This is a genomic window from Flavobacterium potami (assembly GCF_020026915.1).
Taxonomy (GTDB): Bacteria; Bacteroidota; Bacteroidia; order Flavobacteriales; family Flavobacteriaceae; genus Flavobacterium; species Flavobacterium potami.
On the sequence record NZ_JAINUY010000001.1, the window covers coordinates 1371697 to 1398495 of the forward strand.

At 35.2% G+C, this 26799-nt stretch carries 18 protein-coding genes; 14 read left to right on the forward strand and 4 right to left on the reverse strand.

Annotation, left to right across the window (positions count from 1 at the left end):
• Positions 1-164 precede the first annotated feature (164 nt).
• Positions 165-1769, forward strand: a complete 1605-nt coding sequence (locus K6T82_RS05520; protein ID WP_223704925.1) for a Na+/H+ antiporter — start codon at positions 165-167, stop codon at positions 1767-1769.
• Positions 1770-1870: 101 nt separating this feature from the next.
• On the opposite strand, the gene K6T82_RS05525 is transcribed toward K6T82_RS05520, so the two are convergent.
• Positions 1871-3643, reverse strand: coding sequence for a MutS-related protein (locus K6T82_RS05525; RefSeq protein ID WP_223704926.1), 1773 nt, complete (start codon positions 3641-3643; stop codon positions 1871-1873).
• A 62-nt stretch (positions 3644-3705) separates the two neighbouring features.
• Entirely contained in the window at positions 3706-4539 is an 834-nt protein-coding gene (locus K6T82_RS05530; RefSeq protein ID WP_223704927.1) for a universal stress protein, read from the reverse strand.
• A 169-nt stretch (positions 4540-4708) separates the two neighbouring features.
• On the opposite strand from K6T82_RS05530, the gene mnmE reads away from it, so the two are divergent.
• Positions 4709-6109 (forward strand): tRNA uridine-5-carboxymethylaminomethyl(34) synthesis GTPase MnmE, encoded by a 1401-nt coding sequence (gene mnmE, locus K6T82_RS05535; RefSeq protein ID WP_223704928.1) that lies wholly within the window; start codon positions 4709-4711, stop codon positions 6107-6109.
• Between the two features lie 522 nt (positions 6110-6631).
• Positions 6632-7198 (forward strand): helix-turn-helix domain-containing protein, encoded by a 567-nt coding sequence (locus K6T82_RS05540; protein ID WP_223704929.1) that lies wholly within the window; start codon positions 6632-6634, stop codon positions 7196-7198.
• Between the two features lie 517 nt (positions 7199-7715).
• Here the strand turns inward: K6T82_RS05540 and K6T82_RS05545 are convergent.
• Positions 7716-8609, reverse strand: a complete 894-nt coding sequence (locus K6T82_RS05545; RefSeq protein WP_223704930.1) for an AraC family transcriptional regulator — start codon at positions 8607-8609, stop codon at positions 7716-7718.
• Between the two features lie 225 nt (positions 8610-8834).
• Here K6T82_RS05545 and K6T82_RS05550 point away from each other — a divergent pair, with 225 nt between their 5' ends.
• Genes K6T82_RS05550 through K6T82_RS05600 form a run of 11 tightly spaced genes read left to right on the forward strand, consistent with a single transcriptional unit; the run spans position 8835 to position 25402 of the window.
• Complete coding sequence (locus K6T82_RS05550; protein WP_223704931.1) at positions 8835-11897, forward strand: SusC/RagA family TonB-linked outer membrane protein; 3063 nt, start codon at positions 8835-8837, stop codon at positions 11895-11897.
• Between the two features lie 12 nt (positions 11898-11909).
• The gene (locus tag K6T82_RS05555) at positions 11910-13403 is read left to right on the forward strand and encodes a RagB/SusD family nutrient uptake outer membrane protein (RefSeq protein WP_223704932.1); all 1494 of its coding nucleotides are present in this window, start codon (positions 11910-11912) and stop codon (positions 13401-13403) included.
• Between the two features lie 17 nt (positions 13404-13420).
• A complete protein-coding gene (locus K6T82_RS05560; RefSeq protein WP_223704933.1) occupies positions 13421-14362 on the forward strand; it encodes a hypothetical protein in 942 nt (313 codons plus the stop codon).
• 25 nt (positions 14363-14387) lie between these two features.
• Positions 14388-15863, forward strand: coding sequence for a hypothetical protein (locus K6T82_RS05565; protein ID WP_223704934.1), 1476 nt, complete (start codon positions 14388-14390; stop codon positions 15861-15863).
• Positions 15864-15879: 16 nt separating this feature from the next.
• Complete coding sequence (locus K6T82_RS05570) at positions 15880-17070, forward strand: glycoside hydrolase family 26 protein (protein WP_223704935.1); 1191 nt, start codon at positions 15880-15882, stop codon at positions 17068-17070.
• Positions 17071-17092: 22 nt separating this feature from the next.
• Complete coding sequence (locus K6T82_RS05575; RefSeq protein ID WP_223704936.1) at positions 17093-18124, forward strand: glycoside hydrolase family 130 protein; 1032 nt, start codon at positions 17093-17095, stop codon at positions 18122-18124.
• A complete protein-coding gene (locus K6T82_RS05580) occupies positions 18108-19637 on the forward strand; it encodes a glycoside hydrolase family 5 protein (protein ID WP_223704937.1) in 1530 nt (509 codons plus the stop codon). Before K6T82_RS05575 ends, K6T82_RS05580 begins: the two co-directional genes overlap by 17 nt.
• Positions 19638-19639: 2 nt before the next feature.
• Positions 19640-21277, forward strand: coding sequence for a sodium:solute symporter (locus K6T82_RS05585; RefSeq protein WP_223704938.1), 1638 nt, complete (start codon positions 19640-19642; stop codon positions 21275-21277).
• A gap of 16 nt (positions 21278-21293) precedes the next feature.
• The gene (gene bglX, locus K6T82_RS05590; RefSeq protein WP_223704939.1) at positions 21294-23528 is read left to right on the forward strand and encodes a beta-glucosidase BglX; all 2235 of its coding nucleotides are present in this window, start codon (positions 21294-21296) and stop codon (positions 23526-23528) included.
• 4 nt (positions 23529-23532) lie between these two features.
• Complete coding sequence (locus K6T82_RS05595; RefSeq protein ID WP_223704940.1) at positions 23533-24804, forward strand: glycoside hydrolase 5 family protein; 1272 nt, start codon at positions 23533-23535, stop codon at positions 24802-24804.
• A 49-nt stretch (positions 24805-24853) separates the two neighbouring features.
• Positions 24854-25402, forward strand: coding sequence for a LacI family DNA-binding transcriptional regulator (locus K6T82_RS05600; RefSeq protein WP_223704941.1), 549 nt, complete (start codon positions 24854-24856; stop codon positions 25400-25402).
• 460 nt (positions 25403-25862) lie between these two features.
• Here the strand turns inward: K6T82_RS05600 and K6T82_RS05605 are convergent, their stop codons facing one another.
• Positions 25863-26753, reverse strand: a complete 891-nt coding sequence (locus K6T82_RS05605) for a Fic family protein (RefSeq protein WP_223704942.1) — start codon at positions 26751-26753, stop codon at positions 25863-25865.
• Positions 26754-26799: the final 46 nt, after the last annotated feature.

The window sequence follows — 26799 nt, forward strand, 5'->3', positions numbered from 1 at the left end:
TTGAAGAGACTGATCAGCAAATCTAAAATTGTTTAAAATGAAAAAGTTTGATGTAAGTCAATAAATCAGTATTCTTTTTTTAGTGATATTCTAATTTAATTATCATAAAATCTTAATTTAGTGCCCAAATTTTACCATCCAAAATCATTAAAAACCATCGCTAAATGGAGAATATTACCGTAATTATAATGCTACTTTTTGGTGTAGCTTTTCTTAGCCTTATTAGTAAAAGATATAATTTCCCGATTCCTATTGTCTTGGTTTTATGTGGCGTTGTAATTAGTGTAGTTCCAGGACTTCCTGTAATTGCTTTAAGTCCCGAAATCGTATTTATTGTGTTTCTTCCACCACTTTTGTATCACGCAGCTTGGCATACCAGCTGGTCTGAATTTAAACAAACAATCAGACCCATTACTTTAGCGGCCGTTGGATTGGTATTTTTTACGACAGGATTAGTCGCCGTTGTTGCGCATTGGCTTATTGATGATATTTCTTGGCCGTTAGCATTTTTATTGGGTGCCATTATTTCGCCTCCAGATGCAGTTTCTGCAACCGCTATTACAAAAGGTCTTGGACTTAATCCGAGATTAATTGCTATTCTTGAGGGCGAAAGTTTGGTTAATGATGCCAGTGGTCTTGTGGCGTATAAGTATGCTCTTATGGCCATTACAGCTGGGAATTTTGTTTTATGGCAGGCAGGGTTGAATTTTGTTTTGATGTCGGTTTTAGGAGTCGCAATAGGTCTTGCAGTGGGGTACATCATGTATTATATTCATAAAAAATTTGTTTGCGATGATATTATCGAGGTTACCCTTACTTTGTTGACTCCATTTGCATCTTATCTGATTGCAGAACATTTTGAAGGCTCGGGAGTTTTGGCTGTAGTAGCAACAGGACTTTTTCTAGCGGCAAGATCAGGAACCATTTTTTCTCACGAAAGCCGAATTATGACCAATACGATTTGGGATGTCTTAAATAATATTCTAAACGGCTTGATTTTTATTTTAATCGGACTTCAATTAAGGCAAATTATAGAAGGAATCAGTAATTACTCTGGAAACTCGTTATTTATTTGGGGTGCTGTAATCAGTATTGTAGTTATTTTAGTTCGTTTTTTATGGGTTATTCCGGCTACCATTATTCCGAGAATGATTAGCAAAAAGATTCGTGAAAAAGAAGAGTTTGATTACCGAAACATGATTGTTTTTGGCTGGTCTGGAATGCGTGGTGTGGTTTCTATGGCAGCAGCTTTGGCTCTTCCGTTAATGGTAAATAAAACAGAAGAATTTCCGCTTCGAAACTTAATTATCTATTTGGTTTTTTGTGTGATACTTTCCACTTTGGTGATACAAGGACTTACATTACCATGGCTAATCAAAAAGCTTAAAATTGAACGCTATTCTATTTTGGCAGAAGAATATGAGATTCGAAATAAAATAGTGTCACAAACCATTACTCATATTGAAGATAATTTTTCTTTATTGGATGATGAATTATTGCACAATATTAAAAGTAAATATGAAGTGAAATTTAACCGACTGCAGAAAACAGAACTTCCTGCAAACTTTTTTGGCAACGGAAAAGTATTAGGTGGACAAATTTTTAATGAGTTTACCAAAATTCAAATCGATTTGCTGAATGTAGAAAGAGCAAAATTAGAATCGATGCATAAATTTGGTTCTGTAAATGAAGAAATCTTCCGTAAAATAGAAAAAGAACTCGATTTGGAAGAAACTCGTTTGTGGATGGAAATGTATGAAGAGAATTAATTGTAAATTGTTAATTCCCAAAAAAAAAAACAGGAACTATATCAAGCTTTGTCAAAGTTTAAAACTTTGACAAAGCTTTTTTCACATTTCACAATCAACCATTAAATAACTCCCATTTTCTGCATTAAAAACGTTGCACTTTTGTTTTTACAGATTCCGTTTCGGAGTTTGTAATCGAAATGCAAATCATTGTTTTGAATCTCTACTTCGAAACATTGATTGATTAAAATATCAGGAAATTCGTTTGTTGTTAAACAGACTTCAATATCGTGGGTGGCAATAGCACCTATGGCTTTTTTGGAAATAATCTTCTTTACTACCTCGATTGTTCCATTTCTTTTATCGTCAGAATTTGTACCTCTTAAAATCTCATCTAAAAGTACAAAAGCAGGCTGATTTTCAAGAGCATTCATAATCTGTTTTAAACGTTTAATTTCAGCAAAAAAGTAAGATTCTGAATCGGACAAGGAATCAGATAATCGCATTGAAACTAATACTGGAAGTGGATGCGCTTTAGCTTCTGAAGCACAAACTACTGAACCGATTCCACTAAGCACCATGTTGATTCCTAAGCTTCTTAAAAACGTACTTTTTCCAGACATGTTTGATCCCGTTAAAATAACGAAAGATTGTGGGTGGAATTGGGTATCGTTTCCAATTCTGGTTGCTGGATTTAATAACGGATGTCCGAGATCTTTAAATTCGATTTTGTATTCTGAATTAATTTCAGGAAAAACAAAATCAGGATTATTGTAAGCTAGATTAGCAAGACTATTTAGAGTTTCAATTTCGCCAATAATAGCAATCCACGTATTCATTTCAGAAGCATAATCTTCTTTCCATTTTAAAAGCGCTCTTAAAACATGAAGATTAAATAAGAAAGTCCCGTTAAATAAAGTAGCTGTAACTAAATTACTTATCGTGTCCATTCTTGAAAACAATTCTGAAAGCTGTTTTAAATGCTGACTTGCTTTTGCATTTTTAAAATTAAGCTGTTCTTGCAGCCTAATTAACTTTTGGGATTGAAAAGATTCATTTTCAATTTTTTCAATCAATAAACTGTATTGTTTGATGATTTTATCAACGTTATCTGCTTTTGCTATTTCCGATTGAATTCTTTTTACAGATCTTCCCAAAACAATTAAATTGGCAACAAAAATATAACTCAAATAAGAAAGTATAATAGCTTTTGAAGTAAGAAAATAAGCAATTAGAAACCCAAAAAAAGTTGTTGGAAGAATAATTGAAAGTAAAACTATAACTTTAGGTAAACTGTTGTTTGTAAAAGATGTCCAATGTTTTATGGCTTCATATGACTGTTTAGAATCTTCACTAATAATCGCCAAAGCCTGAAATTCCTGTCTCCAGTCAATTTTGTTCTTTAATTCGTTTACTGCTTCTTGGTTTTCTAAAATTTCAGTTTCAGACAGCTTGTGTAACAATAGTTCGGCAAGTGTTTTTTTTCCGATAAAAGAAGCTGTCCTATTTAGATTTTGAAATAAAGAATGTTCTCCGAAAATATCCAAATCATAAGCATACGGATGATGAAAGTCTATAAATTCAACTCCATTTTCAAAAGGTGTTTTTTCTCTTTTTAAAAAAGCAATTTCATTTTTATTGATTTTTAAAAGCGTCTCCGCAAGTAATTTTTGAAAAGATAATTTCGAATGAATTCGCATTAAAACAATAAAACCAACAAAAGATAAAACAGCTAAAATTACATAAAGTATTTCGCTTGTTTTGATGTAATTGAACATGAAAAACAATAAAAGAAAAATACTTAATAACCTCAAAAGGCTTATACTGTTGTATTTTTTGTTGGTTTTATGATATAACTCTGAATAAGTTTCGACTTTGTCCTGATATGCTTTCATTTTAAAAATTTACTTGAAATACAAATATAACTTTTAAGAGACAAAATCTTTACATATTACAATTAATCTTCATGCATGACCAAAATTGGAATCGGAACTTCCTTAGTGATTTTTTTACTGAAACTTGAATCAAAAAGACTTTCAAAGAAAGAACGTTTGTGGGTAATTGTGGTTAGGATGTCAATGTCTTTATACAAAACAAAATCGAGAATTGTTTCTTTAACCTCGTCACTTGGTAAGACAAGAAATTCTACATTTTCTGCTGCAAATTCCCTTTCAAATTCTTTTCTGGTTTCTTCTGTTACATCAGAATTCGAAGTTTTGACATATAAGCTTTTTACTTTCGCATCTGTTTTTTTTGCGATTTTCAAGATTTTTTTCAGTTCCTTTTTATCTTTTTCGCGATAGCGTGTCGTAAAGCCAATTGTTTTTACTTTTTTGTATTTAGCTTCGATTGGAACACAAAGTACAGGAACTTCTACACCAGAAATTACAGATTCGGTATTAGAGCCAGTAAAGAACTTAGTCCAGTCAGAAACACTATTGGTTCCCATGATTACAAAATCGATATGATCTTCTTCAACGGCATTTTTTAGGTTGTAAATAAGATCGCCATCCATTAAACGGTGTTTGATAACAATATCGTCTAAATTGCGTTCAGCTGCAATTGTTCGTAGTTTCGGAATTTCATCTTTAAACATTTCAAATTTGGCCAATTCTATTGAACTGTATATTGAAGCATAATTTTCTGGAAAAAATTGGCTATCGTAAACCGGGATTTCAAATGTATGAAGCAAGATCAATTCGGCTTTTACAACTTTAGCAAATTCTAGAGCGTGGACAAATGCATTTGTGGCTGCATCTGAGAAATCGGTAGGGAATAATATCTTTTTCATCGTATTTAGAATTAAGGTTTGTCTCTCAAATTTACTCATTCTAAAAACAAAACGACCTGATAATTATCAGTATTTTAACACTTAATGATTTGTTAATTTTAGGATTTGCTCTAGAATTTTGAACTTTGATTGTTTTATAGATTTTAGCCTTTTTTTGTACCTTTGCCGCATGATAAATCAAGATTCTATAGTTGCTTTGGCTACACCTTCGGGCGCTGGAGCTATCGCCATAATTCGAATTTCGGGTGCTGAAGCCATTACCATAGGTAATACAGTTTTCAAATCTATTAAAAACAAAGATCTAACGAAACAAAAAACGCATACGCTTCATTTAGGACATATTGTTGATGGGAATAAAACACTTGATGAAGTTTTAGTGTCTGTTTTTAAAGGGCCAAACTCTTATACGGGAGAAGATACAATAGAAATTTCGTGTCACGGATCAACTTATATTCAGCAACAGATTATTCAGTTATTGCTTCGAAATGGTTGTAGAATGGCTGATGCGGGTGAGTTTACACTTAGAGCTTTCTTAAATGGAAAATTAGATTTGTCTCAGGCAGAAGCTGTTGCCGATTTGATTTCTTCTGATAATGAAGCATCTCATCAAATAGCGATGCAGCAAATGAGAGGCGGGTTCAGTAATGAAATTGCAAAACTTCGCGAAGAACTTTTAAATTTTGCTTCGTTGATTGAATTGGAATTGGATTTTGCCGAAGAAGATGTAGAATTTGCAGATAGAACTCAATTTCATGAATTATTAAACCGAATTGAGTTTGTTTTAAAACGTTTAATTGATTCGTTTGCAGTTGGAAATGTAATTAAAAACGGAATTCCAGTTGCGATTGTTGGAGAACCGAATGTTGGAAAATCGACTTTATTAAATGCTTTATTAAACGAAGAAAGAGCAATTGTTTCTGACATTGCCGGAACAACTCGTGATACTATTGAAGATGAATTGGTAATTGGCGGAATCGGATTTAGATTTATTGATACCGCTGGAATTCGTGATACAAAAGATGTTGTAGAAAGTATTGGAATCAAGAAAACTTTCGAAAAAATAGAACAAGCACAAGTTGTAATTTATTTGTTTGATGGATTAAAATTCCAGACATCAAGTTCTGAATTTGTCAATGAAATTGAGCAGATTAAAAATAAATATCCGCTGAAACCTTTAGTAATTGTAGTTAATAAAAAAGATATTTTATCGGCTGATGAAGTATTAAATATTACCAGTCAATTGGAAAACCTAAATGCAAAACTTTTATTGATTTCTGCAAAAGAAAAAATAGGAGTAGAAGACTTAAAAAATGAATTATTATCGTTTGTAAATACAGGAGCACTTCGTAACAACGAAACGATTGTGACCAATACAAGACATTATGATTCATTGCTAAAAGCACTTGACGAAATTCAGAAAGTAAAATTTGGTTTAGAAACGAATCTTTCAAGTGATTTGATGGCGCTTGATATCCGCGAAGCTTTATATCAATTTGGGTTGATTACTGGGCAAGTTTCAAACGACGAGTTGTTGGGGAACATCTTCGCGAACTTTTGCATCGGCAAATAATTAACATAATTTTAACATTTTCAGTTGTTTTTATATTTAAAAGCAGGTTGAAAATCCTACTTTTTTGACTTCGAAAAACCACTTTTTGTACCCTAATTGTACCTCGGGACACAAAAATTGATTTTTCTGTCTTGTTGGGGCAAATAACGGCACTTAAGTACTCTTAAGTTACCTTAAAATCATTCACAGCCACCAATTTCATAGGTGAATCAACACTTTTATTTGTATTTGTTTTGTTTTATTTTGCTTAAAATTGTACCGCATTTTCATCTAAACTCTGTGAACTCTCATAAACACTGACTTGCGAATTTCTGTAAAAGAAATTAGCAAACTTTTAATCCATTAAACAAACCTGGAAACCTCATTATTAGAACGGAAAATCTTATATTTATAAAAGAAATTAAATATTAAGGATAGATAACTTAAAAAGCCTCCTTGTAATAATTTATACCCAATTAAAACATGTTTCTTAATCATTCCTAACTACTTTTCAGACCGATAATCCAACTAATAAAATTGGGAATGAGCTCAAATATTTCAGTATATAGAATATGTGGATTTTGTGGTTGTGAGTTCCTTGCAAAGAAGACTACAACAAAATATTGTTCCTTAAAATGTGCAAGCAAAGATTATAAGAGGAGATTAAGAAATCAGAAAATTGAAAATTCAAACCTTCAAACGATCAAAATAAAAAACCAGCCGCTTATTGATCTTAAAGACAAAGAATTTTTAACTGTAAAACAACTTGCATTGCTTCTAGGTTTTTCAGTTAAAACAGTTTACCGTTTGATTAATACTAAAGGAATAAATGCCTATAATTTTTCCAAAAGGAAAACCTTAATCAGGCCGACTGATATCGATGCTTTATTTGATAAACCACAAATTGGCTTCGAAGTAGTTGTAAGACCAGTAGAACAAAGTAAACAAGCTGAAATTAAAGATTGTTATACGATCACAGAAATACAGAAGAAATTTAATATTTCAAGCGGAGCCTTATACAATCTTATAAAACGGAACAACATAAATAAATTTTCAAAAGGAAAATTTATTTATGTTGCTAAAAAGGATATTGAAGTTTTTTTGAAGTGACACCTTAAATTTGAATTAAACGTGTTTAACCAACTAAGATAAAAGGCCAAAAGCTAGAACGGATAAAATACATGTAAGAAATACAGCGGGAGGTAGAACAGAGATTCTCCAGACAGCACTGTTTTTAGGAGGCCTGCAGATTTTTTGCAGGCTTTTACATTTGTATCTTATCTGTATCTCATCCTATCGATTGGCCTTCTATTTCTCGAAAATGAATTTCGGGCTCTGGTAATTTGTGGGCTTTTTTTTTGGTGGTGAGGAGAGCAGGATTCGAACCTTAAGCTTGAAACCTGCATATTTCCTGCATTTTTATTTTTTAAAAACTCGAGTGCCACGATTTACGATTGAATCTTCAAATATAGCCAAGTAACTTGTTTATTATTGGCGGTATAATTCATTTTGTAAAATCAAATGTAATTCTTTTTGATAAATTGATATCTTTAATTTTTTGATGGTTTTTAACAGCTAGCTGAGCTTTTTTGACAAAAGTGGATGCAGTTTCACTTGTAAAAAATGATTAATGTTTAGTAATCAATTTGCTTTGATCTCTAAATTCACTTGGTGTAAATCCCATTTTGCGTTTAAAAGTCCTATTGAAGTTGGAGATGTTATTAAAGCCGCTGTCGTAGCAGATTTCTTTTATAGATTCTTCGGTTTCAAATAATTGTCTTGCAGCAAGCCCGAGTCTTAAATCGGTTACATAATCAGAAAATGAACTGTTGGTGCACTTTTTAAAATAATGACTAAAAGCAGATTCCGACATATTTACCAGATCGGCAACTTCCTTTAATTGTATTTTGTTCTGGAGATTTTCTTTAATAAAATCATTTACCTTTTCGATTCGCTGGCCTTCGGGGAAACTATAATAATCAACATATGAATGGGAAGCTAGATTTTTGGTATTCTTGGCAATCGCCAAATCGTAGAGTATCGATAAGAAATTCAGAAGCGAATCGAAATCCTGGGAATCTGATAATTGAAGGATTTTAGGTTTTAAGGCTTCGATTGTTTCTTTGGAAAAAGAAATTCCTCTTTTTGATCTTTCCATCAGTTCTCTTATAGGTAATGCAAGTTTTCGATTTAAAGTTTTTTGAGAAAGTAAATCTTCATGAAATTGAATCGTAACTACGTGTGCATCATTGTTGTCTTTTATTCCTGTCCATAAGTGAGGGGTATTAGGGCCGATAAGTGCCATGTCGCAATCTGTGTATTCTACAACAGAATCCCCAATTATTCTTTTTCCTGATGAGTTTAAAACAAGGTTCAATTCTATTTCAGGATGAAAATGCAGCGGAAAATCAAATTTGGCATGCATGTGATTTAATACAATAAAGAAGTCATCGTCTGAAATGGGTACTAATTCTCTTAAGATATTGCGTTTTTCGTTCATAATAGTATTATTGTATTTCATTAAACGAATAATATAGTTCGTCAAAAATAACGAATATTTTTCTTTTATGCTTAATTATTTAAGGATATAAAAATATTTTGTTCATATTAAGACTATGTTTTTTGTTAAAAGTATTATTTTTTATTCATTAAAGTATCATTATTTGATTGTATTTACAAAACCGTTACGAAAACGAAGTAGTTAATTTGTCCTGAAACTTATAACTAATCTTTAACCAATCAACAAATGAAAAAAAAATGGACAAAAAGCTTACTTTTTTGTATTCTATTCGCCAGCACATTTGCAGCTTATAGTCAGAATATAATTAAAGGTACAGTATCAGACGAAACCGGTCTGACAATTCCTGGAGTAAACATTACAGTAGAAGGTTCTTCTAAAAGTGCTTCTACAGATTTTGATGGAAAATTTGAAATCAATGCTCCTGCAAATGCAGTTTTATCTTTCTCTTTTATGGGATTTGATACACAGAAAATTTCAGCTGCGGGAAAAAATACACTAAATGTAGTTTTAAAGGCAACTTCACAGAATTTAAAAGAAGTAGTCGTTATTGGATACGGCTCGGTAAAAAAAGCAGATCTTACTGGTTCTGTTAGTACAATTAAAACGAAAGTATTAGAAGATATTCCTTCAAACTCTGTCGAGCAAGTATTACAAGGACGTGTAGCGGGTTTGCAGGTAACAACTTCACAAGATCCGGGTTCAACTTCGACAGTAAGAATTAGAGGAGGAAGTTCTCTTAGAGGTTCTAATGCACCACTTGTAGTTTTAGACGGCTTTCCTCTTGGAGATGCCGGAGATTTAAAACAAGTCAATGTTGCCGATATTGAAAAAGTGGATGTTTTAAAAGATGCTTCTGCTTCTGCAATATATGGTTCCAGAGGAGCAAATGGTGTAATTATTATTACCACTAAATCCGCCAAGAAAGGAAAAACCCAGATTTTAGTGCAGCAGCAATCTACAGTTTCAGAGTTTAATTCTAAATTAAATTTATGGAGAGATCCTGTTCTAATGGCACAATTAAGTAATGAAGGTCGAATTAATGGTGGACAGACACCTCTTTATATTGGAGCAAACAATTCTAATGGAGTTTATTATCCATCTATTCAGGAACTGCAGTCGGGATCTTGGCCGTATTTTACCAAATGGGACGATGTGATTTTTAGAAATATGCCTCTTGGCAATAATACTATTGTGAGCATTAACAGCGGAACAGATAAAACGAGCTTCAACTTAAGCGGTAACTATTACAGTGAACAAGGCGTTTTTGTAAAGGACGGTTACAGTAAAGGAGGTTATAACCTTAGAATCAAACACGATGTTTTTGATAATTTCACAGTAAGATTCTCCAACATTGTAAGCAGAGGAAAAAGAGATGCGAACGGAGGTTTAGCTTATTGGAGAAATCCTATTTTCCCAATTTATGATAACAATGGCGATTATTATATGATTGGCCAGAACGATTATACACATCCGGTTGCTATTACGAATCTTCGTCAGAATGAAACCAAAACAATAGATGTGATCAGTTCGGCTGCTTTGGAATGGCAGATTATTCCTTCGCTGCGCTTGACTTCAAGGTTGAACTACAAATATGGTTCATCTGTAAACGACCAATATTTTCCAAGTAAATATACAGAAACAGGAGATTTTAATAATGGTGCAGGTTATATCAATAATTGGGAAGGACAGAATTTCGTTTCAGAAACCTTTGCCAATTATAACAAGACTTTTGGCAAACATGATTTAGGTGTAACAGGTGGTTATACTTACGAAAGTTATGTGTCCAGAAGTTCAGGACTTGGTGCTTTTGATTTTGTAAATGAAGCACTTGGAAACGAAAACATGGGCGCAGGAAATCCTGAACGTAATACGGTTTCAAATGGTAAAGTACAGACGAAATTGGTATCTGGAATTTTCAGATTAAATTATGGTTTTGCAGATAAATATCTAGCAACGGTTACGGCTCGTGCCGACGGTTCTTCAAAATTTGGTAAAAACAATCAATGGGCCTATTTCCCTTCCGGAGCTTTAAGCTGGAAAGCACACAATGAGGAGTTTATTAAAAACCTGAAAGTTTTTGACGAATTGAAATTCCGTGCCAGTTATGGTATTTCCGGAAATCAGGGAATCAATCCTTATCAGACTTTAAGCCGCTATGGAGTGAGTCAATATTACGATAACGGAAGCTGGGTTTCTGCTATTGGACCTGGATATGTTGTGGGCACAACAGGACAAGACGGAATCGAAAAGCTTTGGGGCGGAATTCCAAACCCAGATTTAAAATGGGAAACAACAGCCCAAAGTGATTTTGGAGTCGATATGTCAATTCTAAAAAATCGTCTTCATATTGTTTTTGATTATTACAATAAACAAACAAAAGATCTTTTAAGAGAAAGAATCCTGACGCCATCTTCTGGATATGATAGAATCTGGGTGAACGATGGAGAATTAACCAATAAAGGATTTGAACTTTCGCTTGACGGAGAAATTTATAAAAACCAAGATTGGACAATCAGCGCTCAGGCGGTTTATTCTAAAAATAGAAATGAAATCGTAAGTCTGGGATCTGTAGAACAATCGGGTCTAAATGTCGATCCAAATACAGGAATGCAATACGAATATTCTGGAAACAGTTTGGAGCAGTTCAGACAATTTCCAAATTTATTGGCGATTGGTCAGCCAGTGAATGTTTTCTACGGATACAAAACAAACGGAATTGTTCAGAATTTACAGGAAGGAATCAATGCTGGTTTAGACGGACAATTGGCTCAGCCAGGAGAATTCAAATATGTTGATATAAACGGCGATGGTGTTGTAGATACAAAAGACCAAACTATTATCGGGAATCCAAATCCTGATTTTATGGCGAGTTTAAACTTAAGCGTAAAATACAAACAGTTTGATTTCAGTGTGTTCTTAAATGGTGTTTTTGGACAAGATGTTTTAGATACGCAGGCTTTCAACCAGCCGAGCAATCAGCCTTTGCGCTGGACATTGGATAATCCAACAAATGAATATCCAAGTTTAAGAGACGGAAGAACTTTAAAATTCTCTGACTGGTGGGTGAAAGACGGATCTTTTGTGAGAATCCAGAATGTGACTTTAGGCTATACTTTAAAACCTGTCAAAACAGCTTTCCAAAGTGTTCGATTGTACCTAAATGCAAGCAATCTATACACGTTTACCAAATTTGAGGGTTACGATCCTGAAGTGGGAACAGACGGAATTTACTGGGGTGGTTACCCTAGATTGAGCAGATGGACTTTCGGATTAGACTTAACTTTTTAAAACAGTATCAAAATGAAATCAAGATATAAAATACTGACAATGGCACTTATTATGAGCGCCTTTGCATGTGACTTAAACGAAGAACCTTACGGATTTTACTCTGAGGAGAATTTCTATAAAACAGCTTCCGATGCAGAGTCGGCTGTAGATTATGCGTACGATGCCTTGACCTTTCTAGAATATTCAAGAGCAATATTTTATGTGGGAGATCTTCCAACAGAAGAATGTGGACCAAAAGGTGATGAAACTGCCGATAATCAGAATTTGGATAAATGGCAGGTCGGCACTTTTAATACAAACCGAATGCTGGGGAATTATTTTAAGTACGCCTACATTGCCATAAACAGAGCAAATGCAGTAATTAAAAACGTTCCAGAAGGAAAATTCGAGCAGGATCTAAAAGATAAATTTCTTGGGGAAGCTTACTTTTTAAGGGCTTGGAATTATTTCAATCTGGTTAAAAACTTCGGACGCGTTCCAATGCATACTTCTGTTGTAGAAACTGTAAGCCAGACTGCGGCGCCAATGGCTAAAAATCTTGACGAGGTTTATGATTTTATCATTGCTGATTCAGAAAAAGCAATCGAATTATTAAAAGTAAATCAAGCTTTAGGACGTGCAGATAAAGTGGCAGCTCAGGCATTATTAGCTAAAGTGTATTTATACATTGCTTCTTCAAAAGAGCATAATGTACCGCAATATGCAGAAATGACTAAAGATGTTGCAACGATGTATCAGTTGGCGGCAAAAAATGCAAATGATGTAATTACGGGACAAAGTGTTTACGGTTTCGAAAATAATCTATTATCTATTTATGATGTTGAAAAACCACTGGGCAAAGAAAACATCTTTTTGCTTTCGATGGATAGAACGGGAGCGACAGAAGGAGATTATTCTAAAATTTCAAAACTGTTTATTCCGTATATCGATGGTGCGACAATTTATTTGAAAAATCCTGATAATACCTACACAAAATCGCATGACGGATGGAGCGTTTTTCAAACGTTGACAGGCTTTTATAACAGTTTTGATAATGCCGATAAAAGAAAAACAGATTTGTTTGTTGCTACAACTTACGATGCATCAGGCGTAGTTTCTGCACAATATCCAGGGAAAATTGTGTATCCGTTTACACGTAAATATATCGATCCAAATTTCATTGGAGATAAAACAAGTACGAAACCGTTTTTAATCCGATTCAGCGAAGTTGCTTTGACTTATGCCGAAGCAGCAGGACCTACAACAGAAGCATATGCATTAATCAACCAAATTAGAAACAGAGCAGGTTTAGGAAATCTGGCTCCAGGTTTAAGTCTTGAAAATTTCAGATTAGCTGTTTGGAATGAGCGTGCACTAGAATTGGCTTTTGAAGGAAACCGTCTGTACGATCTTCGCCGATTCAATAAAGTTTCTCAAGTTGTTCCGGAAGCTTCTGGAATCACTGCAGAACAAGCAGCATTTTACCCAATACCGCAAACAGAAATAGATTTAAACACTGGTTTATAATTCTTAAAAATATTATTATGAAAAAAATACTATACGTCTTGTTTGCCGCTATTGCCTTGATGCAGACAAGTTGTCAAAAAGATCCTTTAGAAGATATTGAAGAAGGAAACTGGAACAACGAACGCAATGTTTTGGAAATCAAATTTGAAAATCAGGTTGGTAACGCTCAAATTGTTCGCGTAGACGATCAAGCGGGAACTATAAATTTAGCTATTAATGTAGATGCTGTTCCTAATCTGAGTAATATCATTATTAAAGAAATTGTTTTGTCTTACGGCGCTAAATCATCTGTAAAAGAAGGTGAGGCTTTGAATTTTGAAAATGCTCAAAACAGCGCACAGCTAACAGTGACCTCTCCAACGGGAAAATCGAGAAATTATACAGTTGTAGCTAGTTCATTTAGAGAATCCCTGGTTGGGACTTATGATATTGACAACCTGATTGTCTATGGAGGAACTGGACCAGAATATGGTGGAGGAGCGGTTTTGGCCATGACAGATAAACCTTGGATTTGGTCAGCTACAGAAGGTCCTGACAAAGAATTAGACAACCAGCTTATTTTTGAGATGACAGGAATTACAGAAGATGGAAATACCTATGGAACCGTTACCAATACAGCTGGAGCTGATGGGAAATATGCTGACTTTGTTTTTATTGGAACACCTCAGACTGATGTCAAAAAATTCTACAGAAATATTCCAAAAGGAGAAGGGAAATGGCTGAGAAATTATGCCACAGGAACAATCACTTTCACTTTTGCCGACGGAACTACTAAAGTTGGAACTTTTGAAAATGCCGGAACTGAAAATCTTGGAAACGGAAGTACTAAAACCATTGCACACAATGCTTTTGCTTTCAACTTGAACGGAACAGACGATTGGGATAAAATTTATACCGATTACGACAAGTTCGTTAAAAAGCCGAGACGTTTTTGGATAGATGTCACTAAAGTATATTAAAATATAAATGCCATAAAGCCTTTTTATGAGACCGATAGTTTCAAAAATTATAGTATCATTTTGGTTAGTGACAACAGTAATCAGTTGCTCGGCAGTGCCCGATGCAACTGTTGCTGTTGATAACACGACCATTATAAATGCCAATTATATTGGTAATGGAGTCCAATGGGATCCTTACCAGCTGGATTATGGCGAAAAGCAATTAAAAATTTCCTCGGAAGACTGGCAGAAATTATACTCTCGTCTTGATTTTATGAAACCCCAATTCATAAGAGTCATGATCAATACGACCTCGGTAATGGAAAGCGGTGTACTTAACGAGACAAAAAATTACGAGAACATTGCCCCAATTTTGGAATACTGCCAGTCCCGAAGTGTAAAAGTAGTTTTGGGAGATTGGGGAGATCGAATGGTAAATAGCAAAACAAACACGATCTCTAAACAACATCTCAAAGCGGCAGCAGAATACCTTGATTTTCTGGTAAACAAAAAAGGGTTTTCTTGTATTCATTATTACAACATGATCAATGAACCAAATGGTTTCTGGTCTTCGACAGACGAAAATTATGAATTATGGAAAAACGCAGCTCTTTATTTTTGGTCAGAAGTCAAAGTCTTAAAGCTTGATAAAAAAGTTTCTTTATTAGGACCAGATATTGCGATTTGGAAAACGGATAAAGTAGATTGGATCACGAATTCAGTCAAAGACTTGGATCATGCAATTGGGGTATATGATATTCATACCTATCCATCAAAAATTACGGTTAACTCTGGTGAATATACTTCTATTTTAAAAGCTTATAAAGATGCCGTTCCAGCCAATAAACCCATTGTAATGGGCGAAATCGGATTCAAGTTTGTGGAGAAGGAAGATGAAGCTTTATTAAAAGAAAATATAGCACGGGCAAAAGCAAAACCGTACGCTTCAGTAGAAGATTCGCAAATGTTTGTTTACGATTATGTCTACGGTTCAGACATGGCCGATGCTTTAATTCAGACTGTAAATGCGGGTTATTCTGGTTCGGTTGCCTGGATGTTGGATGATGCTATGCACGGAAAAGAAGAGAAAAACAAACTCAAAGTCTGGGGATTCTGGAATATTCTGGGAGACGAGTATTTCGGAGCAAAAGAGGAAGAAGTCCGTCCGTGGTTTTATTCTTGGTCTCTGATGACAAAATACATGCCTTCCGGGTCTCAAGTGCACAAAGTTACAGTTGATGGAAATCAAAACCTAAAAGCGATTTCGGTTTCAAAAGAGGGTAAAAATATGATTGCCATTGTAAATGTTTCTTCTCAAGATTTAAAAGTAAACCTGACTTCAAAAGATTTACCTGTTTTAAAACAAGTTAAAAAATTTGTGTATGCCAAAGGCAAATTAAAGCTTGAAGGCGATCATATAGTTCTTCCAAATGAAACCAGCCTGAAATTGGATTTAAAGAAAAATACAGCTGCAACCATTCCCGCCGAAGGACTTTTGGTCTTAACCAATTTCGATTATTAACCTTAAAAAGAAAACGATGAAATCATTATATACTATTCTGATTGCAATGAGTTTGTCCTGTATAGGATGTTCTTCTGATGATAAAAAGGATTCAGGCGGAAAAGAACCAGAAGTTACAACTCCCGTAACACTTCAATTGTCAGATCCAAATGCAACCGCCGAGACCAAAGCGCTGTATTCAAACTTATGGAGAATTCAGGAAAAAGGAACCATGTTCGGTCATCATGATGATTTATTATATGGAAGAAACTGGATAACAGAAGCAGGAAGATCAGATATTAAAGACGTTTGCGGAGATTATCCAGGTGTTTTTAGTGTCGATTTTGCTGAAATTATGGATGACAGAAGCACCACGGCAACACTAAATAATGATCGTGCACGAGTAATAAAAGAAGCACGTGAACGTGGAGAAGTTATCACAGCCTGCTGTCATTTGAATAATCCGTTAACAGGTGGTGACAGCTGGGATAATTCAAAAAATACCGTAGCAAAAGAAATTCTGACGGAAGGAAGCGCAACCAATATCAAATTCAATTCCTGGCTGGATAAATTAGCGGTTTTTGCTAATAATTTAAAAGACAGTAACGGAAAACTAATCCCGATTGTTTTTCGTCCTTTCCACGAGCACACGCAAACTTGGTCTTGGTGGGGTTCGAGTGCAACAACACAAGATGAATTTATTAAACTATGGAAATATACTATTGATTATCTGAAAAATAAAAAACAGGTTCACAGTTTTATTTACGCGATTTCACCTCAATTGGACAGCCAGGGGACTGTAGACAGTTTTTTATTCAGATGGCCTGGAGACAATTATGTTGATTTTATTGGCTGGGATAGTTATCACGGTACCAATACTGCGGCTTTCAGCACCAATCTTCGAAATCTTGCATCGCTTTCTCAGCAGAAACTAAAACCGTGCGGGGTTACAGAAACCGGTGTCGAAGGAATTGTAAAAAACGGAGCGCCTTACGATTCCTATTGGACAAACGAAATTTCGGTTCCGCTTACGGGAAAAAAAGTCAGTATGGTGGTAATGTGGCGTAACAAATACGATCCGTTGCATGAAGGGACTCATTTTTATGCGCCTTTTGAAGGACATAGTTCTGCAGCCAATTTCAAACTGCTTTATGCTAGTCCAAACATGATCTTCAGTAAAAAACTGCCAAATATGTATGTTATGGCAGAAAACACAACAGTAAAATAAAAACCAAAATACAATAATCAAAATGAAATTAATTAAGTGCACCCAAAATCCAGTTTTAAGTCCAAACCCTAATAATTACTGGGAAAATCTTGTGGTTTGTAATCCAGGAGTATGGTATGAAAACGGAACTTTTTATATGCTTTACAGAGCAGCAGGAGATGATGAAGACCATTTTATCCGTGTAGGTTTGGCGACCAGTACAGATGGTATAAATTTTAAAAGAGAATCAGACGAACCTGTTTTCGGACCAAGCAGCAACGGTCCGGATATGGGAGGAGTTGAGGATCCGAGAATTATTAAATTCGGAAATGAGTATTATGTGACTTATGCTTACAGACCTTTTCCTCCGGGACGTTATTGGACATTCCCGCACGATGTGATCAATCTTCCTGTAACGGGACCGGATGCGCCGGCAGTCTACAAGCTAAATATTGCTAATTCCGGATTGGCCGTTACAACCGATTTTAAGAATTTCAGAAGATTAGGCCGAATCACCACTTCAAATCTTGACGATCGTGACGTGATTTTATTTCCAGAAAAAATCAACGGAAAATATGCAATGCTGCACCGTCCAAAACAATGGATCGGAGCAGAATATGGCTGTGATTATCCGGCAATCTGGATTCGCTATTCCGATGATTTGATGGTTTGGGAAGAAAAAAGCACACTTCTTTTAAGCGGAAGAAATGGAACTTGGGAAGAAAAAATCGGCGGAAGCACACCACCTTTACGTACAGATGACGGTTGGTTATTAATCTATCATGGTGTAGAAAATGGAGGAAACGGCTATTACAGAGTGGGCGTTGCTTTACTGGATTTAGAAGACCCCACAAAAGTTACGGCACGTTTGGAAGACTGGATTATGGAACCGGAGCATGATTACGAAATTGAAGGGTTTTACAAAGGCTGTGTTTTTCCTACAGGTAATATGATTGTCGATAATATTTTATATGTTTATTACGGCGCAGCAGATAAATATGTTGGTTTAGCAACCTGCGACATCAATGACTTACTAAAAACCTTAAAAGATTCCAAAAATGAAAATTCAAAATAGCATTGCGCTCATGTGCGTATTACTTGGTTTTTCCGCACAAAGCCAAAATTCGGTTCCAATCGTTTCAATTAACCCAAATGAAGTGATTTCGAATGAGTTTATTGGAAGCGGTATCGAATTTTCGGCCTATCCGCATGCCGATACCGAAGATTCAGAATGGGGAAAATTAATGACGGACGAAAAATGGCAATTGGTGTTTGACCGAGTTTCATACATCAAACCTAAAATTGCCCGGGTAATGGATCAAGCCAATTGGAGATATCTTAAAGGTTTTGACGCTAACGGAAAACCCATAATTGATTTCGAGAGCGATCAAATGAAAGCTTTGTACAAACTTTTGGATTACTGCGAAAAGAATAAAATTGCTGTAATTTTAGGAGAATGGGGACAGCCTTACAAAGTTCATGATATACATTTGAATCTACAAAACAGTTTTACAGGTGCTAATGACCCAAAGTGGATTGATTTGATTGTCAAAAATTTGAATCATTTACTTAAAGTAAAAAAATACAGCTGTATTAAATACTACAATCTGGTAAATGAGCCAAACGGTGATTGGGCAACAACTGATGGGGATTTTGAGCAATGGAAAGAAGGAATTGAACTGCTTCATAAAGCGATAAAAAAAGAAGGACTGGATAAATATATTTCGATCATAGGTCCGGATGCCACTTCATTCAATAACCCAAGATCCAAATACAAAGGTTTGGACTGGGCAAGACAGACCGCTTTACAGATTCCCGATTTAGTGGCTGCTTACGATGTCCATGATTATCCTTCAAAAGAAAGTATTCGCTCCGGGGAATTTCAAAAAACCTTCAGCGAATTGGTTCGTTTTACCGATTCAGTTCAAAAAAAGCCTTTTATTTTAGGAGAATTAGGCCTTAAAGGTGAACCTTCGTCCAAAAAGCATCTAGGTGATAAGTTTACCAGCGTCGACAGCCAGCTTTCGGTTTATGATTATGATTATGGAGTAGATATGGCCGATGCGTTAATTCAGTCCATCAACAGTGGTTTCGATGCTGTAGTTGCTTGGGATCTGGACGATGCAATGCATACAAAAGACGACAGAGGCGATAAATATCAGTTGAAGCGCTGGGGAATGTTCAATAGTTTAGGTAAAGAATTGACAGACGACAAAACGGATGAAAATCTGCGTCCATGGTTTTACACTTGGTCCATTATGACGCGTTATCTGACCAGCGATATGAAAATTGTGAAAATCGAAAATCTCAATCTGGACAAAGTTCGTACCGTAACAGGAATAACCAAAAACGGAGACATTACGATTGCTATTGCAAACAACAGTGATACAGAAGCCAATTTTACAATTGATACCAAAAAACTAAAACTGAAGTCTGAATTGCATAAATACTTATACAGCGAAAACAAACGCCCGGTTGATGCAAAGGGATTTCCGGTTCCGTTGGAAAAAATTAGTTTGAAAAACAACGCAATTCAGGTTTCTATTCCCGCAAAAAGCGTAATTCTTTATACTTCATACCAGCCTTAATTATGATAAATTTAAATATAATTGATTTAGTTGTACTCGTATTATACATCATCTTTATTGTTTGGTGGGGATTAAAAAACAGTAAATCAAGTGATTCCGATGCTTATTTTCTGGCAGGAAGAGATCTAAAGTGGCCAATGGTGGGCTTATCTCTTTTTGCGGCCAGTATTTCGAGTTCAACCTTAATGGGAAATTCTGGAGAAGGATTTATCAACGGAATTGCCGTTTTCAATTACAATTGGATTTCGATTCTGGTAATGGTATTCTTTGCCATCTTTTTTCTTCCTTTTTACATCAAATCGGGAATTTTCACGATGCCTGAATTCTTGGAGAGAAGATTTGATGTAAGATCACGAACGTATTTTTCATTTATTACCATTGTTGGAAATATCTTTTTGGACGCCTCGGCAACTTTGTATGCGGGAGCTTTGATCATCAATATGATTTTTCCTGGTGCAGATATGATGCTGATAATTATCGGAATGGCAGTTGTAGCCGGAAGTTATACCATTATTGGCGGCTTATCGTCTGTTATTAATACAGAAGTGATTCAGGCCTTTATTCTAATAATTGGATCTACTTTATTAGCCTTTTTTGCCATGGACAGCATCGGCGGCTGGGATGCTTTTTATACGCAGTTTCAAGATGGTGTCTGGCTAAAACTGACAAGATCGATGGATGATCCAACTGTGCCGTGGTTGGGAATGTGGGTCGGAATCCCAATTCTTGGTTTTTATTTCTGGGGAAATAATCAGGTTATGGTGCAAAGGGTTTTATCTGCAAAATCGATAGATCACGGGCGTAAAGGTGTTTTATTGGTTGGATTTTTATATCTCTTCACCCTTTTTATATTTATTTTTCCGGGTGTAATTGCGCGTGGGATCAATCTTTTTGGAGTTGAGAATCTGCCTCATGAAATAATCAGCGGAAGCGAATTGAAATCAAAATACGGGATCAATACCGATCAGGTTTATCCGAGATTGATCAATAAAGTGCTTCCGGTCGGATTGATTGGAATTATTCTTTCGGCTATGATTTCGGCTTTGACATCCGCCTTGAGCGCTACTCTAAATTCGGTTTCAACCTTGTTTACAATGGATTTTTACAGCAAGTTTGATAAAAATGCATCAAGTGAAAAAAAGGTAAAAGTGGGAAAAATTACAGCAGTTGTAACTTTAATAATTGCCATTTTATGGGCGCCGTATATTGGTAAATTCGATTCGCTGATTGCGTACTACCAGGAAATTATGTCTTATCTGGCGCCTCCAGTCGTGGCGACCTTTTTCTTGGGATTATTCTGGAGACGTTCCAATGCCATTGGAGCTTTCAGCGGTTTGATGTCAGGACTATTTATTGCCATGATCATTATGTCTGCGAAATATCTTTTTGGGATACACATAGGGCTTCATTTCTTATTACTCGCGCCAATTATTCTGGTTTTGAGTATTTTAGTGAACGTTGCAGTGAGTTTGTCTACAGCTCCTCCATCAGAAGAAAAAGTGAACGGAAATACTTGGACAAAAGCTCTTTGGATAGAGGAAACTGCAGCTTTAAAAAATGTAGTCTGGTATAAAAACTTCCGCGTTCAGGCGTTGCTTTTAGTGCTGGCTTGTTTCGCAATGTATGCTTTGTTTTTCTAATGAAATAAATTAAACAATGAAAAGACTGCTAGTTTTAGCGCTGTTTCTAATCTTTTCCGGATTAGAAACAAGCGCTCAAGTTTCTGATGCCCAAATCGAAAAAAAAATTGATGTCCTTCTGAAGAAAATGGCTTTAAAGGAGAAAATCGGACAAATGAACCAATTGTCTGCCGATGCTATGGAAACCAATTTTAAAGTGATCCAGCAGGGAATGGCGGGATCGGTTTTGAGTATTACCAATCCCGAAATTGCCAATAAAGCCCAGAAAATTGCTATTGAACAAACCAGATTGGGAATTCCGTTAATTTTTGGACGTGACGTGATTCATGGTTTCAAAACCATATTTCCTATTCCGTTAGGACAGGCGGCAAGTTTTGATCCTGATTTAGTAGAAAAAGCAGCTCGAGTTGCGGCGATAGAAGCATCTGAAACCGGAATTCGCTGGACTTTTGCTCCAATGATCGATATTGCCAGAGATCCGCGCTGGGGAAGGATCGCAGAAAGTTGTGGCGAAGATCCATATCTAACTTCTGTCCTGGGTGTTGCTATGATTAAAGGATTTCAAGGAAAAGATTTATCTAATCCAACTTCGATTGCGGCCTGTGCCAAGCATTTTGCTGGATATGGCGCCGCAGAAGGCGGACGTGACTATAATACGACTAATATTACCGAAAGACAATTTAGAAATACGTATTTAGTTCCGTTTGAAAATGCAGTAAAAAAAGCAGATTTGGCTACAATTATGACGGCTTTTAATGCTAATGACGGAATTCCTTCTTCATGTAATGAATTTTTATTGAAGCAGGTTCTTCGAAAAGAATGGAATTTCAAAGGTTTTGTAGTTTCAGATTGGGCTTCGATTACCGAGATGGTCGACCATGGTTTTTGTTCTGATAATAAAGAAGCTGCCCAAAAAGCTATCAATGCCGGAGTTGACATGGAAATGGTCAGCGGAACTTATGTGGCTTATATAGAATCTTTACTGCAGGAAAAGAAAATTACAATTGAAACAATCAACGAAGAGGTTCGCAATATTTTGAGAGTGAAATTCAAATTGGGACTTTTTGAAAATCCTTATGTAAAAGGCAATTTAAAAGAGGTTTTTTACAAGGAAGAACATCTAAAATTGGCAGAAAAAATAGCAGAACGATCTATCGTTTTATTAAAAAACAAAGATGCTGTTTTACCTCTTCAACAACCTAAGACAATAGCTGTTTTTGGTCCATTGGCGGATGCGCCACACGAACAAATGGGAACCTGGGTTTTTGATGGAGAAAAAAATCATACCATGACTCCGATTAAAGCTTTACAAGAACAATATGGAAAAGACATCAACATTATCTATGAACCGATTGTAAAATATTCTAGAGATAAAGATTCTACTGATTTTGCAAAAGCGCGAAAAATAGCCAAACAAGCAGATTTTGTTTTATTGTTTTTGGGAGAAGAATCGATTCTTTCCGGAGAGGCGCACAGTCTTTCCGATTTGAATTTGCAAGGCGTTCAGTCTGAACTTTTAGAAACGCTTGTAAAAAGTAAAACGCCGATAGTAACCATAATTTTAGCGGGAAGACCGTTAACAATTCAGAAAGATGTCGAGCAGTCAAACGCAGTTTTATACGCTTGGCATCCCGGAACAATGGGAGGTTCTGCTATCGCCAATATTTTGTTTGGAAAAGCTAATCCTTCAGGAAAACTGCCGGTTACTTTTCCTAAAAATGTCGGACAGATTCCAATGTATTACAATCATTTGAATACGGGACGTCCTGCAAATGGAAGCGAATTGAGTTTAAACAACATTCCGATTGAAGCTTCTCAGACTTCACTTGGCAATAAATCCTATTATTTAGACAGCGGAAATGATCCGTTGTTTCCTTTCGGTTTCGGATTATCGTATACCACTTTTGAATATGGCAAAATAAAACTTTCTAAAACTGTTTTGAAGAAAGATGAGGTATTAGAGATTTCATTTACTTTAAAAAACACAGGAAAATACGGAGGTTCTGAAATCGTTCAATTGTATGTTAGAGATCTTGCCGCTTCGATTGCGCTTCCAGTAAAAGAACTTAAAAATTTTCAAAAGATTGATTTAAAACCTAAAGAAGAAAAACAGGTAAAATTTATACTCCCAATAGCAGATTTAGCTTTTTACGGAATCGATATGAAGAAAAAAGTAGAGTCGGGAAAATTTGATTTATGGATAGGAACCAATAGTGCAGAAGGCGAAAAAGTATTATTTGAAGTACAATAAAAATATGAAAAAGAACATATACATTTTAGTTTTACTACTAATTCAGCTTGTGTCTAGCGCACAAAGTTTTATAAAAGTAGAAAATGGAAAACTAATAAAGGATGGAAAACCGTATCATTTTGTGGGAACTAATTTTTGGTACGGAATGAATTTGGCGGCTAAAGATCAAGAAAGATTGCTTCGAGAATTAGACCGATTAAATCATCTCGGAGTAAAAAATCTTAGAATCATGGCAAGCTCAGAAGGAAGCTTAGAGACGCCATGGTCCGTACAGCCAACCATGCAAAAAGAACCAGGGATTTATAATGATGAACTTTGGACAGCACTTGATTTTTTATTAACCGAAATGAGTAAAAGAGAAATGACAGCGGTTGTTTGTTTGAATAATTTCTGGCCTTGGTCTGGAGGTTTTGCACAGTATGTGTCGTGGGCAAATAAAGACGAAATAATTCCATATCCGCCTCCAGCTGAAAATGGAGATTGGAAGAAATATCAGCAGTATTCTGCCCGTTTTTACAGTAACAAAAGTGCTAAAAATTGGTTTGAAAATCATATCAAGAAAGTCATAAATCGTGTCAATTCAATTACTAAAATTCCGTACAAGAAAGATACAACGATTATGGCGTGGCAATTGGCCAATGAACCAGAAGGAAGTAATAACATTCAAGATTATCAAAAATGGATTCATGAAACAGCCAAGTTTATTAAGAAGCTAGATTCGAATCATTTGGTTTCTATTGGTTCGGAAGGAAATACACCATCACCGACAAACGGAACTAATTTCGAGAAAGACCATCAAAGTCCATATGTTGACTATTGCACATTTCATCTGTGGGTGCAGAATTGGGGTTGGTATGATCCGTTAAAAGCAAAAGAAACCTATTCTGCAGCTTTAGAAAAAGCCAATAATTATATTGAAGAACATGTCAAAGTTGCAAAGAAACTAAATAAACCAATTGTATTGGAAGAATTCGGAATCTCTAGGGATGGTAATAGTTACGATGTTGCTTCATCCATTCAAATCAGAGATGACTATTACGCCTTCATTTTTAATAAAATTTACAGCTTAAGCCAAACGATACCACAAGTTTCTGGAGTGAATTTTTGGGCCTGGGGAGGCGAGGGAAGACCAAGCACTCCAATGAGTTTATGGAAAATCGGTGATGATTTGATTGGAGACCCCCCGCACGAATATCAGGGATGGTATTCTGTGTATGAGAATGATAAATCTACACAAGAGATTATAAGAAGTTATGCTTCAAAGTTGAATAAGTGAACTCGCTAACATTGATTATCAAATCTTTCAATTATAAATTAAGGTGTTCATGAAGAGGAAAAATAGTTCATTAAAAGATATAGCAGAGGAATTGAAAGTATCAGTTACCACTGTTTCTTTTGTTTTAAATGGAAAAGCATCAGAAAGACACATTTCAAAAGAAATGACGCAGAAAGTTTTAGACTATGCAAAATCAATCAATTATAAACCAAATCTAATTGCACAAAGCCTGCGTACAGGGAAATCGAAGATTTTGGTTTTTATGGTAGATGACATTTCGGATGTTTCATTTTCTAAGCTCGCAAAATTTTTTGAAGATATCGCTTATGAAAATGGATATAAAGTTGTTTTTTGCAGTATTGGAAATGAAGAAACCAGATCTCTTGAATTAATTGATTTTTACCATCTCTTGCAAGTTGATGGATTTGTTATTATGCCTTCACAAGCTATTAGATATAAAATTGCTTCATTAGTAGAGAGCGGAAAACCAATCGTTTTATTTAATAAAGATTTAGTCAGAAGAGCTTACGATAGCTCAGACTTAATTAAAATTGCTAACGGTTTAATGGAATCGCTTTTGCAGCTTTTTAGTAAGTAGTATGCTGTAAAAATTAGTCCTAATCTTAAAGGCTATCCTATTATTTATTCAATAGATTGATTCTTAAATCTTTTATTGTGATAAACAATCTATAGAGGTCCCATCAAGCCGATTGGAACAGAATATTTTATCACTGGATAATTTAGTTTCTTTATCCATTAATTTTTCTCTTTCTGGAGGTGAAATAAACCAACTTTTGGTATCTGTTGAAGGACAAGTAATATTTAAGGCATTAATATGTTTAATATACTCGAACCTAGACTTATTAGTAGCTGATTTTAATGGTTATTTCCTAGTTCAGATTTCGATGTGCCACGATTTTTCCATAAAAATAAAACTACTGGTTTTTGTTTGTTAATTGTTTGATTTTTAATGACTTGTTTTGCTGTTTGTCGCTGTAATTCTTTTTATTGTAAAATTAATGATTCTTCTAGTTGAATTGATAGTTTTTTCCTGTTTTTTAGCTATACGCTATCTCGAAATAATAAAGTATTGATTTGTAATTATCCTGAGCAGTGAGACATGTGTCCATCAGATATTCTTTTACATTATTCCATTCATGAAGACCCCTGTAGTAAAAAAGTTTATGTTGTTCATCAATTATGAATGGTACTATATTGTTAGCTAGGCACTCCTTGAAGATGATTAAGCGTCCTACACGGCCGTTTCCATCCTGAAAAGGATGTATAATTTCGAATTTATAATGAAAATCGATGATATCTTCGATACTCTTATTTTTAATATCATGATAATCCAATAGCAGTTCTTTCATTTTTTCTGCAACCTCTTTAGGAGGACAGGTTTCATTGCCTCCAACTTCATTAGGCATTCTCTTATATTCCCCTACATTAAACCAGTCTTTTCCACTGTCAGATGTGCCAGATTTTAACAAAAAATGGAGTTCTTTGATGATGGACTCTGTAAGTTTATTATTTGCTTTCTCAATAATAAAATCTATACATCGAAAGTGATTGGAAGTTTCAATAATGTCATCTACGTTTACACTTTCCTTAGATGCTCCAATTGTGTTGGTTTCAAAAATATATCTTGTTTGATCATGAGTTAGCCTGCTTCCTTCAATTTTATTTGAATTGTAGGTCAAATCAATTTGCGTCCGGTGATAGATGCCACCTTTCAACTTCATATTTTTTTGTTCTTTTAAAGCATTTAATAAAGCATTTACGGTTGCTTTTTTATTTCCTTTTTTAGGGATTACTGCGTCTTCAGGAATATTCCATGTTTTACCGGTTAGGAACGCCCCTTTTAATTTTCCATTGGAACAATAATTACGAACGGTCCTTTCAGACAGATTCAGCTTTTGCGCAAATTCTACTACCGAGAGATATTTCATTTTTTTTATGAATCCGTTATCGGCAAATATAAGTCAAAAATTAATA

Bases quoted from the DNA above. Each gene is read 5' to 3' on its own strand.
- K6T82_RS05520 (WP_223704925.1), top strand. From the start codon at position 165: ATGGAGAATATTACCGTAATTATAATGCTACTTTTTGGTGTAGCTTTT.
- K6T82_RS05525 (WP_223704926.1), bottom strand. From the start codon at position 3,643: ATGAAAGCATATCAGGACAAAGTCGAAACTTATTCAGAGTTATATCAT.
- K6T82_RS05530 (WP_223704927.1), bottom strand. From the start codon at position 4,539: ATGAAAAAGATATTATTCCCTACCGATTTCTCAGATGCAGCCACAAAT.
- mnmE (WP_223704928.1), top strand. From the start codon at position 4,709: ATGATAAATCAAGATTCTATAGTTGCTTTGGCTACACCTTCGGGCGCT.
- K6T82_RS05540 (WP_223704929.1), top strand. From the start codon at position 6,632: ATGAGCTCAAATATTTCAGTATATAGAATATGTGGATTTTGTGGTTGT.
- K6T82_RS05545 (WP_223704930.1), bottom strand. From the start codon at position 8,609: ATGAAATACAATAATACTATTATGAACGAAAAACGCAATATCTTAAGA.
- K6T82_RS05550 (WP_223704931.1), top strand. From the start codon at position 8,835: ATGAAAAAAAAATGGACAAAAAGCTTACTTTTTTGTATTCTATTCGCC.
- K6T82_RS05555 (WP_223704932.1), top strand. From the start codon at position 11,910: ATGAAATCAAGATATAAAATACTGACAATGGCACTTATTATGAGCGCC.
- K6T82_RS05560 (WP_223704933.1), top strand. From the start codon at position 13,421: ATGAAAAAAATACTATACGTCTTGTTTGCCGCTATTGCCTTGATGCAG.
- K6T82_RS05565 (WP_223704934.1), top strand. From the start codon at position 14,388: ATGAGACCGATAGTTTCAAAAATTATAGTATCATTTTGGTTAGTGACA.
- K6T82_RS05570 (WP_223704935.1), top strand. From the start codon at position 15,880: ATGAAATCATTATATACTATTCTGATTGCAATGAGTTTGTCCTGTATA.
- K6T82_RS05575 (WP_223704936.1), top strand. From the start codon at position 17,093: ATGAAATTAATTAAGTGCACCCAAAATCCAGTTTTAAGTCCAAACCCT.
- K6T82_RS05580 (WP_223704937.1), top strand. From the start codon at position 18,108: ATGAAAATTCAAAATAGCATTGCGCTCATGTGCGTATTACTTGGTTTT.
- K6T82_RS05585 (WP_223704938.1), top strand. From the start codon at position 19,640: ATGATAAATTTAAATATAATTGATTTAGTTGTACTCGTATTATACATC.
- bglX (WP_223704939.1), top strand. From the start codon at position 21,294: ATGAAAAGACTGCTAGTTTTAGCGCTGTTTCTAATCTTTTCCGGATTA.
- K6T82_RS05595 (WP_223704940.1), top strand. From the start codon at position 23,533: ATGAAAAAGAACATATACATTTTAGTTTTACTACTAATTCAGCTTGTG.
- K6T82_RS05600 (WP_223704941.1), top strand. From the start codon at position 24,854: ATGAAGAGGAAAAATAGTTCATTAAAAGATATAGCAGAGGAATTGAAA.
- K6T82_RS05605 (WP_223704942.1), bottom strand. From the start codon at position 26,753: ATGAAATATCTCTCGGTAGTAGAATTTGCGCAAAAGCTGAATCTGTCT.